This is a genomic window from Mycobacterium sp. E183 (assembly GCF_001667735.1).
Taxonomy (GTDB): Bacteria; Actinomycetota; Actinomycetes; order Mycobacteriales; family Mycobacteriaceae; genus Mycobacterium.
The window spans coordinates 22622-38930 of sequence record NZ_LZJN01000026.1; the positions used below are offsets into that span (position 1 = coordinate 22622).

General features: G+C 68.4%; 11 protein-coding genes, 1 pseudogene and 1 riboswitch. Of the genes and pseudogenes, 6 read left to right on the top strand and 6 right to left on the bottom strand.

Annotated features, from left to right (window positions below):
• Nucleotides 1-62: 62 nt before the first annotated feature.
• On the top strand, nt 63-1793 hold the full coding sequence (gene oxc / locus A5691_RS02255; RefSeq protein ID WP_068017622.1) for an oxalyl-CoA decarboxylase: 1731 nt from the start codon (nt 63-65) through the stop codon (nt 1791-1793).
• Here the strand turns inward: oxc and A5691_RS02260 are convergent.
• Nucleotides 1777-2709 carry a LysR family transcriptional regulator gene (locus tag A5691_RS02260; RefSeq protein ID WP_067749837.1) on the bottom strand — a complete coding sequence of 311 codons (933 nt, stop codon included), beginning with the start codon at nt 2707-2709 and terminating at the stop codon, nt 1777-1779. The two genes, oxc and A5691_RS02260, sit on opposite strands and share 17 nt — an antisense overlap.
• A 398-nt stretch (nt 2710-3107) precedes the next feature.
• Between A5691_RS02260 and A5691_RS02265 the strand changes: the two genes are divergently transcribed.
• From A5691_RS02265 to A5691_RS02275, 3 genes are all read left to right on the top strand, one after another.
• Nucleotides 3108-3863 carry a L,D-transpeptidase family protein gene (locus tag A5691_RS02265; protein ID WP_067749835.1) on the top strand — a complete coding sequence of 252 codons (756 nt, stop codon included), beginning with the start codon at nt 3108-3110 and terminating at the stop codon, nt 3861-3863.
• A 141-nt stretch (nt 3864-4004) separates the two neighbouring features.
• Entirely contained in the window at nt 4005-7595 is a 3591-nt protein-coding gene (car, locus tag A5691_RS02270) for a carboxylic acid reductase (protein ID WP_068017625.1), read from the top strand.
• Between the two features lie 195 nt (nt 7596-7790).
• Nucleotides 7791-8735: an NADP-dependent oxidoreductase gene (locus tag A5691_RS02275; protein ID WP_067749831.1), complete on the top strand. Its 945-nt coding sequence runs from the start codon at nt 7791-7793 to the stop codon at nt 8733-8735.
• Here the strand turns inward: A5691_RS02275 and A5691_RS28495 are convergent.
• A pseudogene (locus tag A5691_RS28495) lies at nt 8727-8936 on the bottom strand (manganese transporter); the annotation flags it as partial. The gene A5691_RS02275 and the pseudogene A5691_RS28495 overlap by 9 nt on opposite strands.
• A 129-nt stretch (nt 8937-9065) precedes the next feature.
• The gene (locus A5691_RS27800) at nt 9066-9275 is read right to left on the bottom strand and encodes a hypothetical protein (RefSeq protein ID WP_156669942.1); all 210 of its coding nucleotides are present in this window, start codon (nt 9273-9275) and stop codon (nt 9066-9068) included.
• A gap of 273 nt (nt 9276-9548) precedes the next feature.
• A riboswitch (M-box (ykoK) riboswitch) is annotated at nt 9549-9734 on the bottom strand.
• 125 nt (nt 9735-9859) lie between these two features.
• On the opposite strand from A5691_RS27800, the gene A5691_RS02280 reads away from it, so the two are divergent.
• On the top strand, nt 9860-10519 hold the full coding sequence (locus tag A5691_RS02280; protein WP_067889986.1) for an O-methyltransferase: 660 nt from the start codon (nt 9860-9862) through the stop codon (nt 10517-10519).
• Here the strand turns inward: A5691_RS02280 and A5691_RS02285 are convergent.
• Nucleotides 10516-12570 (bottom strand): acyltransferase family protein, encoded by a 2055-nt coding sequence (locus A5691_RS02285; protein WP_197498987.1) that lies wholly within the window; start codon nt 12568-12570, stop codon nt 10516-10518. The two genes, A5691_RS02280 and A5691_RS02285, sit on opposite strands and share 4 nt — an antisense overlap.
• 310 nt (nt 12571-12880) lie before the next feature.
• On the opposite strand from A5691_RS02285, the gene A5691_RS02290 reads away from it, so the two are divergent.
• Nucleotides 12881-13900 (top strand): zinc-dependent alcohol dehydrogenase family protein, encoded by a 1020-nt coding sequence (locus tag A5691_RS02290; RefSeq protein WP_068017627.1) that lies wholly within the window; start codon nt 12881-12883, stop codon nt 13898-13900.
• Between the two features lie 11 nt (nt 13901-13911).
• On the opposite strand, the gene A5691_RS02295 is transcribed toward A5691_RS02290, so the two are convergent.
• Together A5691_RS02295 and A5691_RS02300 are read right to left on the bottom strand one after the other, a co-directional pair.
• Nucleotides 13912-14694, bottom strand: a complete 783-nt coding sequence (locus tag A5691_RS02295) for an SDR family NAD(P)-dependent oxidoreductase (RefSeq protein WP_067749431.1) — start codon at nt 14692-14694, stop codon at nt 13912-13914.
• Nucleotides 14687-16300 carry an AMP-binding protein gene (locus A5691_RS02300; RefSeq protein WP_068017630.1) on the bottom strand — a complete coding sequence of 538 codons (1614 nt, stop codon included), beginning with the start codon at nt 16298-16300 and terminating at the stop codon, nt 14687-14689. Before A5691_RS02300 ends, A5691_RS02295 begins: the two co-directional genes overlap by 8 nt.
• Between the last annotated feature and the right edge of the window lie 9 nt (nt 16301-16309).

Here is a 16309-nt window from a genome sequence, read left to right on the forward strand (position 1 = left end):
CGGCGTCAAAGTAAGGGCGCAGGCTTTGCTTCACCTCCGACCAGACGTGAGGAGTCACCACCATGACCGCAGTTTCGGCATCCCCCGGCCAGGCGCAGGGGTCCGCGCGGCTGATCGACGGATTCCACCTGGTGGTGGAGGCGCTCAAGGCCAACGACGTGCACACCGTCTACGGGATCGTCGGCATCCCGGTCACCGACCTCGCCCGCGTCACACAGGCGTCCGGCATCCGCTACATCGGCTTCCGGCAGGAGGGTTCGGCCGGCAATGCGGCGGCCGCGGCCGGATTCCTCACCGGCCGGCCGGGGGTGTGCCTCACGACGTCCGGTCCCGGTTTCCTCAACGGGTTGCCGGCGCTCGCCAACGCCACCACGAACTGCTTCCCGATGATCCAGATCTCGGGATCGAGCGATCGGGCGCTGGTCGATCTGCAGCGCGGTGACTACCAGGACATCGACCAGCTCAACGCCGCGCGGCCATTCGTGAAGGCGACCTACCGGATCAACCGGATCGAGGACATCGGGCGCGGCGTCGCGCGCGCCATGCGCTCCGCGATCTCCGGCCGTCCCGGCGGCGTGTACCTCGACATCCCCGGCGACGTGCTGGGGCAAGCCATGGACGCCGCGGCCGGCGCGGACACCGTCTGGCGGATCGTCGACCCGGCGCCCCGGCAGCTGCCGGCACCCGAGGCGGTCGAGCGCGCGCTGCAGGTGCTTGCGCGAGCGGAACGACCGTTGATCGTGCTCGGCAAGGGGGCGGCATACGCCCAGGCGGACAACGTGATCCGCGAGTTCGTGGAGGCCAGCGGCATTCCTTTTCTGCCGATGTCGATGGCCAAGGGCCTGCTGCCGGATTCACACCCGCAGTCGGCGGCGGCCGCGCGCTCGCTCGCGATCGCACGCGCCGACGCGGTGCTGTTGGTCGGCGCACGTCTGAATTGGCTTCTCGGGCATGGGGATTCGCCGCAGTGGTCGGCGCACGCCAAGTTCATTCAGGTCGACATAGCGCCGGCGGAGTTCGACAGCAATCAGCCGATCGCGGCGCCCCTGGCCGGTGACATCGGCTCGGTGATGACGGCGTTGCGTGACGGCTTGGCCGCCCGTCCCGTCACCGCGCCCGCGGAATGGACCGGGGAGCTCGCCGAGCGCACCGCCCGCAATGATGCCAAGATGCGCGAGCGGCTGGCCGAAGATCCGCACCCGATGCGCTTCTACAACGCGCTTGGCGCGATTCGCGCTGTGCTGCAGGACAACCCGGAGGCGTACGTGGTCAACGAGGGGGCCAACGCGCTGGACCTGGCCCGCAACGTCATCGGTATGGAGCTACCGCGCCACCGGCTGGACACGGGCACCTGGGGCGTCATGGGCATCGGCATGGGCTACGCCATCGCCGCCGCCGTCGAGACCGGGCAGCCCGTGGTCGCGATCGAGGGGGACAGCGCGTTCGGGTTCAGCGGCATGGAAGTCGAGACCATTTGCCGCTACCGCCTGCCGGTGACCGTGGTCATTCTCAACAATGGTGGCGTCTACCGCGGCGACGAGGCACCCAACGGCTCCGACCCGGCACCGACCGTGCTCAACGCGCGGGCACGTCACGAGCTGATCGCGGAGGCCTTCGGCGGCAAGGGATATCACGTCACCACCCCTTCGGAGTTACGCTCTGCCCTGTCCGAGGCGATTGGCTCTCGCGGACCGGCGGTCATCGACTGCGAACTCGACCCGGCGGCGGGAGTGGAAAGTGGGCATCTGGCGAGCCTGAACCCGACCAGCAAGGCGGTCAACGCCGGTGGGTGATACGCGACAGTTGCACGTCGAAGAACTCGTTCAGCGACAGCTGCGCGGCGGAGGCGGCGAGCGCCCGGGCGATCGGCGACCCGGGGCCTGCGGAATTGGTCGCCAGGGCGATGTCCGCCGTGAGCACCGGGTCGACCATCTGCACCGCGCGGACCTCCGGGCCCAGCGGCGACGTCCACAACCAGGTGTGCGGCACGATGCACGCCCAGTTGCCCGCGGCGACCTGTGCGAATAGCGAAGCGACGGAGTCGGTTTCGACCTGGGGCGACACCTCTATGGCGTGGTCCGCGAATGCCTTGTCGATGATCTGCCGGTCCCGCATGTCCGCGGTGAGCAATGCCAGCGGCAGCTGGGCGGCCTCCGGCCAGGTCATCGTCGATGCGGCGGACCCCAACATGTCCGCGGGTGACAACAGCACATAGTGCTCCCGGTACAGCGGCACCAGATTCACCTCATGGGCCTCGTCGGGCTCTGCGTGCACGATCGCGGCGTCCAGTTCGAATTCCCGCAGCCGACGGTACAGTTCGGTGCCCGCCAGCCGGGAAAGGATGTGCACCTTCGCCAACGGGTGCTCGGAGCAGAACGCCGAGAGCACCAGCGACGCCGTCGTCGACGCCGTGGGCACCGTCCCCAACCGGAGCATGCCGGTGATGCCGGACCGCACCGCATGCACCTCGGCCTTGAACGCGTCGTGTTCGGCCAGAATCCGCCTGGCCCACACCACCAACCGCTCCCCTTCGGGCGTGAGGCCCTCGAAGCTGTGGCCGCGATTGATCAGGGTGACGTTCAGTTCCCGTTCCAGCTTGGCGATCGCGGCAGAGAGCGCCGGTTGGGAGACGAAGCATTTCTCGGCAGCGCGGGCGAAGTGGCGCTCCTGCGCGACCGCGACGAAATACTCCAGCTGACGGAAGAGCACCCGCACCTCCTCGGCCCGAAGGAGTTTTGCTGAGGCTAACGCGTCACCGGCGCCCCGGCCAATCAGCGGGCCGGCGAGGAAGCTCGGTGGAAAGCGGCGGCGCGGGCGGGCCGAACTCGGCCGCACCCCGAAAGCGACTGCGCTGGTGGGAAACCGCCCCGACGGCGGCAACCGCCGCGCAAGCGGGTCGTTTATCTCCAGCCCAAAATGGTAATCCCCGTCAGACCGGGCCAGGGTCCGCCATGAACCGAGCATCCAGTCAACATGGCGGAATCTACGCGATGATCGGATCGCTACCGCTGAGCGGCGAACCCGCCAGAGTTTGCTGAAAGCGGCAGCGCCGGGACAGCCAGTAGAATAATCTGGTGTTTATCGCACCATACCGAAGGGTGGACGCCATGCGCCGCGGTGTTCGTTATCTGTTTGTTATGGTCGCGATCACGACGCTGAGCCTCGTCGGAGCGACCGGCCGCAGCCACGCCGCCATTCCCGCTCCCCAACCCATGCCCGGCATCGCCGCGGTTTTGCCGGCCGACGGCGCGGTAGTGGGGGTCGCGCACCCGGTGGTGGTGACTTTCCGGGCACCCGTCGGTGACCGCGCCGCCGTCGAGCGGTCCATCCACGTGACGTCGCCGAGCAACACACCGGGGCACTTCGAATGGGTCAAGGACGATGTCGTGCAGTGGGTGCCGAACCAGTACTGGCCTCCTCACACCCACGTCTCGGTGGGTATCCAGGCCCTCACGACGGGATTCGACACCGGTGACGCGCTTCTCGGCGTTGCGAGCATCTCCGGGCACACCTTCACCGTCAGCCGAAACGGCGAGGTGCTGCGCACCATGCCTGCCTCGATGGGCAAGCCCAGCCGGCCCACGCCGGTCGGCAACTTCACCGCCCTGGAAAAGGAGCGGTCGGTCGTGATGGATTCGCGGACCATCGGCATCCCGCTGAGTTCACCCGAGGGATACAAAATCACCGCCCAATACGCCGTCCGCGTCACATGGAGCGGCGTCTACGTGCACTCCGCGCCCTGGTCGGTCGATTCTCAGGGCTACGCCAACGTGAGCCATGGCTGCATCAACCTCAGCCCCGACAACGCCGCGTGGTACTTCAACCAGGTGAACGTGGGGGATCCGATTCAGGTCGTCGCCTGATCCTGGCGGCGCACGCGCCCTTTTGAAACGCGGCGTGATCCAACCTTCCCTCCCCTGTGACAACCGTCACAACGCTTGAACGGAAGACTGGCCCGCGACGGTGAGTTCCGGTAGGACGAGGACCCGAGCGAGAGGCTGTTCATGACCGGTGACGCGGCGCACGAAGAATCGAACGTTGCGGGTGCGAGCAGCGCGGCGCGCGAGCGGGTGGCCGACCGGATTCGCCGACTGGACGCGGGGGACGAGCAGTTCCGGAGCGCCAAGCCGGACCCGTCACTCCAGCGGACGGCCCGCCGGCCGGGACTGCGGCTGACCGAGATCCTGCAGACTTTCGTCGACGGTTACGCCGATCGTCCGGCGCTGGGCTGGCGGGCACGCTCGTTGGTCACCGATCCCGAAAGCGGCCGCACCACTGCGCAATTGCTCCCCCGGTTCGAGACCCTCAACTACCGCGATCTGTGGGCCAACGTAGGAGCGATCGCCACCGCATGGCGAAACGACACGGCTCACCCGGTGGCGCCCGGAGACTTCGTCGCCACAGTCGGTTTCGCCAGCGCCGAGTACCTGACCCTGGATTTGGTCTGCGGGTATCTCGGGCTGGTCGCGGTGCCCCTGCAGCACAATGCGGCGGCGTCCCGGTTGCGGCCCATCGTCGCCGAGGTCGAGCCGCGAGTACTCGCGGCGGGCGCCGGCTACCTCGACCTGGCCGTCGAAGCGGCGCTGGGCAGCGCGTCGGTGAGACGCCTGGTGGTCTTCGACTACTCCCCCCAAATCGACGATCAGCGCGAGGCTTTGGCGCGTGCGCGGGCGAAGCTTTCGGCCGCCGGCATGTCGGTGACGATCGAGACGTTCGACGAGCTGATCGAGCGCGGCCGCGCCCTGCCGCCCGAGCCGGCGTACGCCGGCGGCACCGACGAGCGGCTGGCCATGATCATGTACACCTCGGGCAGCACGGGGCTGCCCAAGGGTGCCATGTACACCGAGCGCATGCTGTGCAAGCTGTGGACCAACGAGCTGATGCCCGACTTCGCGGACACACCCGTGTTCAACGTCAATTTCATGCCGCTCAATCACCTCGGCGGCCGGATCCCCCTGTCGACTGCGTTCCAGGCGGGCGGCACCAGCTACTTCGTGCCCGAGAGCGACCTGTCCACGCTGTTCGACGACTGGAACCTGGTGCGCCCCACCGAAATGGGTTTGGTACCCCGGGTGGCGGAGATGCTGTACCAGCGCTACCAGAGTGCCGTCGACCGGCGGGTCGCCCAGGGGGCCGACGCGGAATCCGCGGAAGCCGAGGCGCGCACCGAGTTGCGCGAGCGGGTGCTGGGCGGGCGCATCGTCACCGCCTTCTGCGGCACCGCGCCCCTGGCAGCCGAGATGAGGGCCTTCGTGGAGAGTTGCCTGGAGGTCCATGTCCTCGACGGCTACGGGCTGACCGAGGTCGGGATGGTGACCAAGGACGGCCGGATCGCTGCGCCGCCGGTCTTGGACTACAAGCTCATCGACGTACCCGAGTTGGGTTATTTCCTTACCGACAAGCCCTTTCCGCGGGGCGAGCTGCTCGTCAAGTCGCTGACGGCCACGCCCGGATACTTCAAGCGCCCGGACGTCACCGCCAATGCCTTCGACGCGCAGGGCTACTACCGGACCGGTGATGTGATGGCGGAGCTGGAGCCGAACCGGCTCGCCTATGTCGACCGGCGCAACAACGTATTGAAGCTCGCCCAAGGCGAATTCGTCGCCGTCGCCAGCCTGGAGGCCGTGTTCAGCAGCGCGGCGCTGATTCGGCAGATCTTCGTCTACGGCAACAGCGAACGCCCGTATCTGTTGGCCGTCATCGTGCCGACCGCCGACGCGCTGGACAGGTTCGCCGGTGATGCCGACGGGATCAAGACCGCTCTGCACGAATCCCTGCGCCAGGCAGCCGGCCTCGCCGAGCTGCAGTCCTACGAGGTGCCCGCCGACTTTCTCGTCGAGGTCGAGCCGTTCAGTGAGGACAACGGTCTGCTGTCCGGGGTGGGCAAGCTGCTCCGGCCGAAGCTCAAGGAGCACTACGGCGACCGGCTCGAGCAGCTGTACGCGGACTTGGCCGCCAACCGGGTTTCCGAGTTGCGGGCGCTGCGAGAGGGAGCGGCGGATCGGCCGGTCATCGACACGCTGTCCCGCGCCGCCGAGGCGCTCCTCGGTCTCGCCGGCGGTCCGCCCGACCCCGACGCCCTGTTCATCGAACTCGGCGGGGATTCGCTGTCGGCGTTGACCTTCTCCAACCTGCTGCAGGACATCTTCGACGTCGAGGTGCCAGTGGGAAGGATCATCGGTCCGGCCACCGATCTGGCTCAGCTCGCGGAATTCGTTGAGGCCGAGCGCCATTCGGGGTCACGCCGCCCGACGTTCGGGTCCGTGCACGGGATGGACGCCACCGAGGCCCGCGCGACCGACCTCAGGCTGGACAAATTCCTCGACCCGAAGACGCTGGCCGACGCCCCCACCCTGCCGCGGGCCACCGGCACACCGCACACGGTGCTGTTGACCGGCGCCAACGGCTATCTCGGCCGCTTCCTGTGCCTGGAATGGCTGGAGCGCCTCGCCGAGACGGGCGGAAGACTGGTCTGCATCGTGCGCGGCACCGATGCGGCAGCGGCCGCCGAGCGTCTCGAAGGTGTCTACCGCAGTGGCGACCCGCATCTGGTCGATCGGTTCCGCGAATTGGCGGCCGACCACCTCGAGGTCATCGCCGGCGACATCGGCGAGCCGAGCCTGGGGCTGGACCAAGCGACGTGGGACCGGCTGGCCCGCAGCGTCGACATGATCGTTCACCCGGCGGCGCTGGTCAATCACGTGTTGCCGTACGACCAGCTGTTCGGGCCCAATGTCGTTGGCACCGCTGAAATCATCCGCCTGGCGCTCACCGCACGCATCAAACCGGTGACCTATCTGTCGACGGTCGCCGTGGCCATGTCCGTCGATCCGGCCCGGTTCACCGAAGACGGTGACATCCGCACGATCAGCCCGGTGCGGCCGATCGGATCCGGCTACGCAAACGGGTACGCGAACAGCAAGTGGGCCGGAGAGGTGCTGCTGCGCGAGGCGCACGATCTCTGCGAGCTGCCGGTCGCCGTCTTCCGGTCCGACATGATCCTCGCCCACAGCCGCTACGCCGGGCAGCTGAACGTTCCAGATGCCTTCACGCGGTTGATCTTCAGCCTGCTGGTCACCGGAATCGCGCCGTCGTCGTTCTACGAGCCCACCGGCACCGGCGACCGGGCCAGGGCCCACTACGACGGCCTGCCCGCGGACTTCGTGGCCGAGGCCGTGGCGGCGCTCGGCGAGCAGCTCGCGATGGCCCCCGACGAGCCGGAGCCGTCCGGGACGTTCCGCTCCTTCGACGTGATGAACCCGCACGACGACGGGATCTCCCTGGACGTGTTCGTGGACTGGTTGATCGCCGACGGCCACGACATCCGGCGCATCGAGGATTACCACGAGTGGCTCCGGCGGTTCGGCACGGCGCTCCGCGCCCTGCCGGACCAGCAGCGGCAACAATCCGTGCTGCCGTTGCTGGACGCCTACCACCAGCCGGAGCGGCCGCTGCGCGGGGCGCCGGCCCCGACCGACGTCTTCCGTGCGGCGGTCCAGGCCGCAAAGATCGGTGCGGACAAGGACATTCCGCACCTGTCGGCCGACTTGATCGCCAAGTACGTGTTCGACTTGCGGTTACTCGGGATGGTGTAGTGGTTAGCCGGGCAAGCCCCTCATGATCGCGACCTCTTGCTTACGTCCGACGTCGACCGCACCTCCATGGGCGTTCCTTCCGCGTCTGACGCCGCTGGTGCCTTCGCGGCCGCGCCACCAGACGGGCACTGGGCACCCGCCTTTGCGTGCCTATGCTGGCTGAGGGAAGGGATGCTCGCGGTGGGAGGAAACGACATGACGGCTGCTGCGGCGCGCGCCGTACGGTTCGACCGGTACGGGGGCCGGGAGGTGTTGTACGTGGCCGACATCGACATGCCTCGGCCCGGGCCCGGCGAGGTGGTGGTCGAGGTCCGCGCCGCGGGGATCAATCCGGGTGAGGCGGCTATCCGAAGCGGCGCGATGCATGAGATGTTTCCCGCGACCTTCCCATCCGGGCAGGGCAGCGACCTCGCCGGGGTCGTTACCGAGGTCGGCGCCGGGGTCACCGAATTCGCGGTGGGCGACGAGGTTTTGGGGTTCAGCTTCCGCCGATCCAGCCACGCGACCCACACGGCCGTCCCAGTGGGCCAGCTGATCCGCAAACCGCCCCAACTCAGTTGGGAGGTGGCGGGTTCGCTCTACGTCGTCGGCGTGACGGCGTACGCTGCCGTCCGGGCCGTGGCACCGCAACCGGGTGAGACGGTCGGCGTCTCGGCGGCCGCGGGCGGGGTGGGGGGCATCGCCGTGCAACTTCTCGCGCTCCGCGGGGCACGGGTGCTCGGCATCGCCGGACCCGACAACGCCGACTGGCTGCGCGCCCACGGCGCCATCCCGATCCCGTATGGGGACGGGCTGACCACTCGGCTGCGCGAGGCGGCACCGTCCGGGATCGACGCGTTCATCGACTTGTTCGGCCCCGACTACGTGCAGCTTGCCGTCGATCTCGGCGTCGCACCCGAGCGAATCGACACCATCATCTCGTTCCAGAAGGCCGCCGAGGTGGGCGCCAAGACCGAAGGCAGCGCCGAGGCGTCCACGCCGGAGGTGTTGACCGGGATAGCCGGCCTCGTCGCCGACGGCGCGATCGATTTCGAGGTCGCCGCCACCTACCCGCTGGATCGGGTCGCCGACGCCTACGAAGAATTGGAGAAGCGCCACACCCGCGGCAAAATCGTTCTGCTGCCTACGGATTCACAATGACGCGGCGGGGCCGACGACTCCCGCCTGCACGATCTTGACCACCACCAGGGCTACCGCGACGACTAGATAAGCCCGCAGGGTGAACAGCCCCGCCCGGCGGACCGCGCGGCGCTCCGCGCGGGTGAGCGTTGGGGTGTCGTCGAGCTCGTCGACCTGCTCGGGATCCAGGCCGCCCCCGAGCGCCCGTACGGCGGCCCCGGCTCCGTCGCGCCGATGCGGCCGAACGCACTGACGATGTCGCCGGCGGGTGGCGCGGCCGGAGTCGTTGGCGCGCTGACGGCGCCGAGGGCCTCGGATGACACGGGGGTCATGGTGTGTTCGCCCGAAGCGTCACCGGCGGTCGCCGGTCGAGGGGTGGCCGCCCAGCGAGGCCGTGACCACCGCGATCGGCATCCGCGACACGTACAGGTTCGCCCGCTCCTGGGGAGTCAGGGCGCTCCGCGCGTGCAGCTTGGTCGCCAGCAGGCGCGCCGACCGCAGCAATGCCCGGCCGCGCCCCCCGGTGCGACCGGTAACACGCTGTGTGACAACAAAAGCCATGATCTTCTCCTTCAGGGGAGGTCCGATCGGCTCAGATCAGGCGGACAGCGACGGCGAGCCGCGGGCGCGTTGAACGTGCCCGGATTGCCAGCGATGATCGCGAAAGCTCAAGCGGCAGAATGAATGCCGGAACCGGATCGGGACAAGACGGATTTCGGATAGGGACTATCGCCTGGACTCATCTCGCCCTCACCTCCTCACGGCCATGACACGCGCGGGTGTCATCACATGTCACCTGAACGAGGGAGGAGCGAATGCCGGCAACACGCCGCCGTCGCACCCCTCTCGTCGGAGCTTCGGCACTGCACGGCGTATCCGGAACTCCGTCGATGGCCGTTCCGGAAGCCACTTGGGCTCAACCCTTGGGTCCGGGAAGAGCTGTCCTGACCCGGGGCGTCTCTCGACGTTCGGGGTCAGTGGCCTGTGTCCGTGCAGACGCCTCACCTACCGAGGTGCTTGCGAAGACCTTTTTACACCGCGGCCCAGTGCCCGTCAAACTCATTTGCGTAGCCATTGCGGCAGGTCGTGGCCCCCGCCGCCGCTGCGCAGCCGCTCGCGCGCCGCCGACGCCTACCCTCGACGGCATGGCCAACACTCTCCAAGACCCGAAGGTCGCGTCCGTGCTCGACCGCATGTACACCGAAGCGCAGAACCAGATGTCGCTGTTGCGTCAGCGGATTGGTGACTTCGACCGGCCGATGACGGCGCAGGAGCGCGCCGACGCGATGAGCGAGTTCTACATCCCGGTCACGCCCGATGCCGGCCGGTTGCTCTATGCGCTGGTGCGCGCGACCCGTCCGGCGACGGTCGTCGAATTCGGCATGTCGTTCGGCATCTCCGCCGTCCACCTGGCGTCTGCGGTGCGCGACAACGGCGCCGGCCGAGTGGTGACGACCGAGCTCAACGACTCCAAGATCGCCGCCGCAAGACAGACATTCGCCAGCACCGGCCTCGACGACGTGATCACGATCCTCGAAGGGGACGCGCTGGCCACGCTGGCCACCCTGGACGGACCGGTCGACTTCGTCTTGCTCGACGGTTGGAAGGACTTGTACCTGCCGGTGATCGAGCTGCTCGAGCCGCGGCTGTCGACGGGCGCCTTGGTGGTCGCCGACAACGCCAGCGCCGCGGACACCCAACCGTATCTGGACCGGGTGCGTGATCCCGAGAACGGCTACGTCAGCTTCAACTTCGCGGTCCGGGACAGCGACAGCATGGAATTGAGCTGCCGCACCGGGGCTTAACGCAGCGATTCCTCGAGCCACGGCGTCAACCACTTCACCCCTTCGGGCGTGAGGTGGACGCCGTCGCTGCGCACCTTGATGCCGTCGACCTTGGCGGTGTAAACGCCGTCCGGGCAGAGCTTCTTGTTCAGGTCCAGGATCTGCACGTTGGGGTGATGGCTCACCGTCTTGCGCAGCATGGTGTTCCACAGATTGACCCGATCCGGTTGGTCCTCCGGATACAGTCGCCCGTCCGGCTTTTCGCCGCCCCTGCTGTAGGGCACCGTGGCGACCACCACGCGAACGCCGGTGGACCCCACGATGTTCAGCGCCCGCTCCAGCTCACCGTTGAGGTACGCGTCGAACGTGGGATCGCCGATGTGGGTCCACTGACCCTCGTTGACGCGGTCGACCGTTTCCCAACGGCCGATGACCAACAGCGCGACATCCGGTTGGTCCTGGGCGACCTGCGTCGCCCACCTGATCGGCCAACCGTCGCACTCCGGCCTCTGCTCCAGGGTTTGACCGATGTACCGATACGGCGTGCCGCGCACCAGGCTGCAGCCGATGACGGTGTGGTCGAGAAACGCGTATCCCGGCGTCGGCGGCAGGTAATGCATCCACGTCCACCCGATCGAATCCCCGAACACCGAAACGGTGAACGGCCGGTTGGGATCGCGGGGACCGGCGGGGCGGCCGCCGCCCGGCGGCGACGGGGACACGGCGGCGACCGCCGAGACTCCCGGCGGCAGGCCGGCCTCGCGCAGGCCGGGACCGGTCCCCACCGGGACCACCAGCAGGGTCACCGCGGCGGCGCTGGCCACGGTCGCCGCAGCCAACGGCAGCAGCGGTACCCGCGCCGGCCGCCAACGCCGGATCGGTTGCTCGATCAGCCACCAGGACGCCGCGGCCAGCGCCACCGTCGCAGCGCACCGCGCGGCGAACAGCGGCAACCCGTTCCATCCGGTGCGTTCGCCGTTGAGTGCCAGGAAGATTGGCCAGTGCCACAGGTAGACGCCGTAGGAGATGGTGCCCAACCACACCAGCGGGGGCGCGGCCAGGATGCGGGCGACCACCCCGCGCTGCTCCAAGGCCACCGGCGCCACCACGACGACGGACGCAACCGCGACCCCGATGAGCAGACCGTGGCGGAATTCGCCGCTGTCGCCCGTCGCGTAGTGGGTCGCCGCCGCGAGCCCCGCCAGCCCGACGAGCGGCAGAACGCGGGCGACGCGCCGCGCCCACCGGGTTCGGATCAGGCACCAGCCGCGGTTCAGCGACGGCCAGTCGCGAACCAGCAGAGCCGCCGCCGCGGCGCCGGTCAGCAACGCCTGCGCGCGGGTATCGGTGCCGAAATACACGCGATCCCGGGTGCCGTCGGACACCATCACCATGGCGACCGCGGCCGAAGCCAGGGCCCCCAGGGTGGCGATGACGAACGTCGCGAATCGGACATCGCCGACGGTCGCGCGGGTGAAGCGGCGCCTCGCGCGCGCGGCCAACACCAGCGTCACCGCGATCAGCAGCACCGGCCACACGAAGTAGTACTGCTCCTCCACCCCGAGTGACCAGGTGTGCTGCAGCGGCGAGGGCGGGGCACCCTGCGTGAAGTAGTCGGTCTTCTGGGCGACGAACCGCCAGTTCGCCACCCACAGGAACGCCGCGATCGCGTCGTCGCGCAGGCCGGTGAGGGAGCGGTCGGGAAGGAGTTGGCGGGCGGCGCCCACGGTGAGCACCATCAGCACCAGGGCCGGCAGCAGCCGACGTGCGCGGCGAATCCAGAAGCCGGTCAGCTCGATACGGCCGGTGCGGCCGAGCTCGTCCAGAAGCAGCGAGGTGATCAGGAATCCGCTGAGCACGAAGAAGACGTCGACACCGATGAATCCGCCGCCCACCCCGGGGATGCCGCCATGGCCGACCAGCACCAGCGCGACGGCGATCGCACGCAGCCCGTCGAGCGCCGGAATCCCGCTGCGCCGCTCCGGCTTGTCCCAGATCGCCAGCCGACCGACCCTGCGCACGGGAGCGACCCACCGGGTCCGCCGACCACGGCGAGCCGGCGCGGTATTGATCCCGCCCGGCTCAGCACTCGCGGTTAGCGCGCCCTGACCACCTTGTCGCCCGGCGCCATAGTTGATGCCGATACGTCGCTGCCCCTCCTCTTGATCGGAGCCAGCTTAAAGGCGCCGGTGGCGCTTGCGCGGAAGACACGCAACGGTTTTCCGATTTCGTCGGAGAGTTCGAGCCCGCGGGCTGAGGGCCGGCAGCGGCGGCGCGTCGACACGAACGCGCGCGCGTGAGCGGCGCCGGTGCCCGCGCGGCTCGCGGCCGCCGCGACTAGGGTCGACAACGACCAATGATGATGCAGAGGAAGGCTCACCCATGCGCGGCGTCGTAATGCATGCCCCGGGGGACGTGCGAGTCGAAGACCGGGGTGATCCCGAGATAATCCATCCGACGGACGCGATCATCAAGATGTCGGCGACCTGCATCTGTGGTTCGGATCTGTGGCCGTACCGCGGCGCCGACGAGGTGCACAACGCCCCCATGGGACACGAATACGTGGGCATCGTGGAGGAGGTCGGCAGCGACGTCCGCAACGTCGCGCCCGGCCAATTCGTCGTCGGCTCCTTCGTCACGTCGGACAACACCTGCGAGATCTGCCGAGCGGGCTATCAGAGCCGCTGCGTGCACGGTGAACTCATGGGCAACATCGGCACCCAGGCCCAATACGCGCGCATCCCGCTGGCCGACGGCACCCTGGTGGCCACACCCGAGATGCCGCCCGCAGAGATGATCCCCAGCCTGCTGGCGGCCTCCGACGTATTGGGCACCGGCTGGTTCGCCGCGGTGGCGGCCGAGGCCGGTCCCGGCAAGACCGTCACCGTGGTCGGCGACGGAGCGGTCGGACTGCTCGGCGTCCTGGCCGCCAGGCAACTCGGCGCCGAGCGGGTCATCGCGATGAGCCGGCACCGCGATCGCCAAGCGTTGGCCCGCGAGTTCGGGGCGACCGACATCGTCGAAGAACGCGGCGACGAAGGTGTGGCCAGGATCAAAGACCTGACGAACGGCCTCGGCGCCCACAGCGTCGTGGAGGCGGTCGGCACCCAGCAATCGATGATGCAAGCCATCTCCGCCACCCGACCGGGCGGTCACGTGGGCTACGTCGGCCTCTCGCACGACGTCGCGCTGCCCGGCGATGAGCTGTTCTTCTCCATGGTGCACCTGCACGGCGGCCTCGCCCCGGTACGGCGATTCCTCCCCGAGCTGATCAGGCTGATCTGGGACGGTGAGATCAACCCCGGCAAGGTGTTCGACCTGAACCTGCCGCTCCAGGACGCCGCCGAAGGCTACAAGGCAATGGACGAACGTCGCGCGGTCAAAGTGCTGCTCAACGTCTGAGCTCCGCCCGCTTAACGCTCGACCCAACGCGAGTTCAAGGCGAAGTCCGACAGATACTTGGTCGAACTCCAGCCGCCATCGACGACGATCGTCTGCCCGTTGATGAAGCTGCCCCCGGGGGAACACAGGAACGCAACGGTGCTGGCCATGTCATCGATGGTCCCCAGCCTCTGATGCGGCGTCATCTCGGTGTTGATTTTTCGGAACCTGTCGTCTTCCAAGCGCTTTTCGACCATCGGAGTGACCGTCACTCCGGGCGCCACAGCGTTGCATCGGATGCCGGCCGCCCCGTACTGACAGGCGATGTGGGTGGTGAGTGCGGTCAGCCCTCCCTTGGCCGCCGAGTAGGCGCCACCGCGCAGGCCGCCGACGACGGCGAACGTCGATGTGACGTTGATGATGGCCGACCCCGGTCCCATGTGGGGCAACGCTTCGCGCGCCAGCCTGAACGGTGCACGCAGCATCAAACTCAGGAAATAGTCGAGTGTTTCGTCGTCGGTCTCGTGCAGCGGCTTGGGGCTGCCCACCCCTGCGTTGTTGATGAGGAAGTCGACGTGACCCCAGCGGCCGACCGCGAGGTCCACGATGCGGCCCGGCGCGTCGTCCTCGGTCAGATCGACCGCGAGTGTCGCGACACGGCTCGGATCGTTGATGGCCCTTTCCAGCTCGGCCAGCCGGCCCTGATCCCGGCCCGTGCCGACGATCGCCATCCCCATCTCGGCGAGTTTCGTCGCGCATCCCAGGCCGATGCCGCTGCTTGCTCCCGTCACGATTGCGACCTGCATATCACCCATCTACCTTCGTCAGCGCGAGCTTGATCTGGTGTTTCAGCACCTTTCCCGCATCGTTCTTCGGCAGCGTGTCCCAGAAGACGACCTGTTCTGGCGCTTTGAATTTGGCGACGCCCTTGCTTTGCAGCAGGGCAAGCAGGCTCGCGACGTCCGGCCGTGATGAACCCGCGGGAACGATCACGGCGCACGCGCGCTCTCCGGTCCGGTCGTCGGGCAGTCCCACGACGGCGATTTCGGCCACGCCGGGATGGTCGGTCAGCAAGTCTTCGACCTCCTTGGCCGAGATGTTCTCGCCGTTGCGGATGATGACGTCCTTGGCGCGGCCGGTGACCACGAGGTACTGGCCGTCGACCCAGCGGCCCAGGTCGCCCGTCCGGAAATAGCCTGCCTCGTCGAAGGATTCGGCCTCATCCTCAGCGTGCAGGTAGCCCAATAGCATCTGCGGCCCTCGGACACAGATTTCGCCCTCGCCGGCCGCGGCGGCCGGGTGCGGGGCGAGCTTGATCTCGGCGATGCCCACGCGTCCGTCGGTCTCGGCCGCGTGGGCGGCCTCGTCTCGCTCCAGCGCTCCGACCGTCGTGACCGGCACTTCGGTGCAGCCGTACACCCGGGTGACCACCGCCCGGTCGAGATAGGCGCCGGCCCGGCGAATCAATGACGGCGAGACGGCGGCGCCACCGCAAATGAACACCTTCAAGGCGGGCAGCCGGCTGCCGGCACGCTCGGCGGCGGAGAGCAGCTGTTGCAGAAACGGTGTCGCCCCGGCCATATGGGTGCACCGCTGGCCGTCCATCACCGCCACGGCCGCCGATGGATCCCACCGATCCATCAGGATCGCGGACGTGCCCAGAAGCAGCGGACATTCGAACGCATAGATCGAGCCGCCGATGTGTGCGATCGGCGACGGCACCAGGAACGCGTCGCCGGGGCTGACGTCCCAGTGGTCCCGGATCTGGCGGATCAGCGCATGAATCGAATTGTGGCTGTGCAGAACGCCTTTCGGACGGCCCGAGGTGCCGGAGGTGTAGAGGACCATCCGCACGGCGTCGGGATCCAGGCTGGGCAGCCGCGTCGCGACCGGCCCCTGCTCCAGCAGTTGCGGGTACGGCGTGTGCCGGCCGGCTCGCCCCGTTTCGGAGCCGCGCAGCACGACCACCTCGGGCGCCCGGTCCATCGCGGCCGTCACCCCCTGGACCATCGCGGCATAGTCGTGACCGCCGAACCGGTGCGGGACGAAGATCATGGCGGCGCCGACGTCTTCGAGGATGAAGCGCAGCTCACGGTCGCGCAGCGAAGGCAGGATCGGATTCACCACCATCCCGGCGAGGGTCGCCGCCAGATAGATGACCGCCGCCTCGTGCCAGTTGGGCAGCATGAACGACACGACGCTGCCCACCGGCATGCGCGCCAGCAGGGTGTTCGCCAACGCGATGGCCTGCGTGTGGAGCGTGGCAACGTCGATCCGAATGTCCCGGTCCACCAGCACAATACGGCGCGGCGAAGTCGCCACGGCCGCGAGCAGGGAATCTGCCAGCGTGGTATGGACCCACAGGTCGCGCCGGTACGCGTCCGCCGCGCGTGCGGGGTCCTGGCGGGCCGGGGCGATCACCGCAACAAC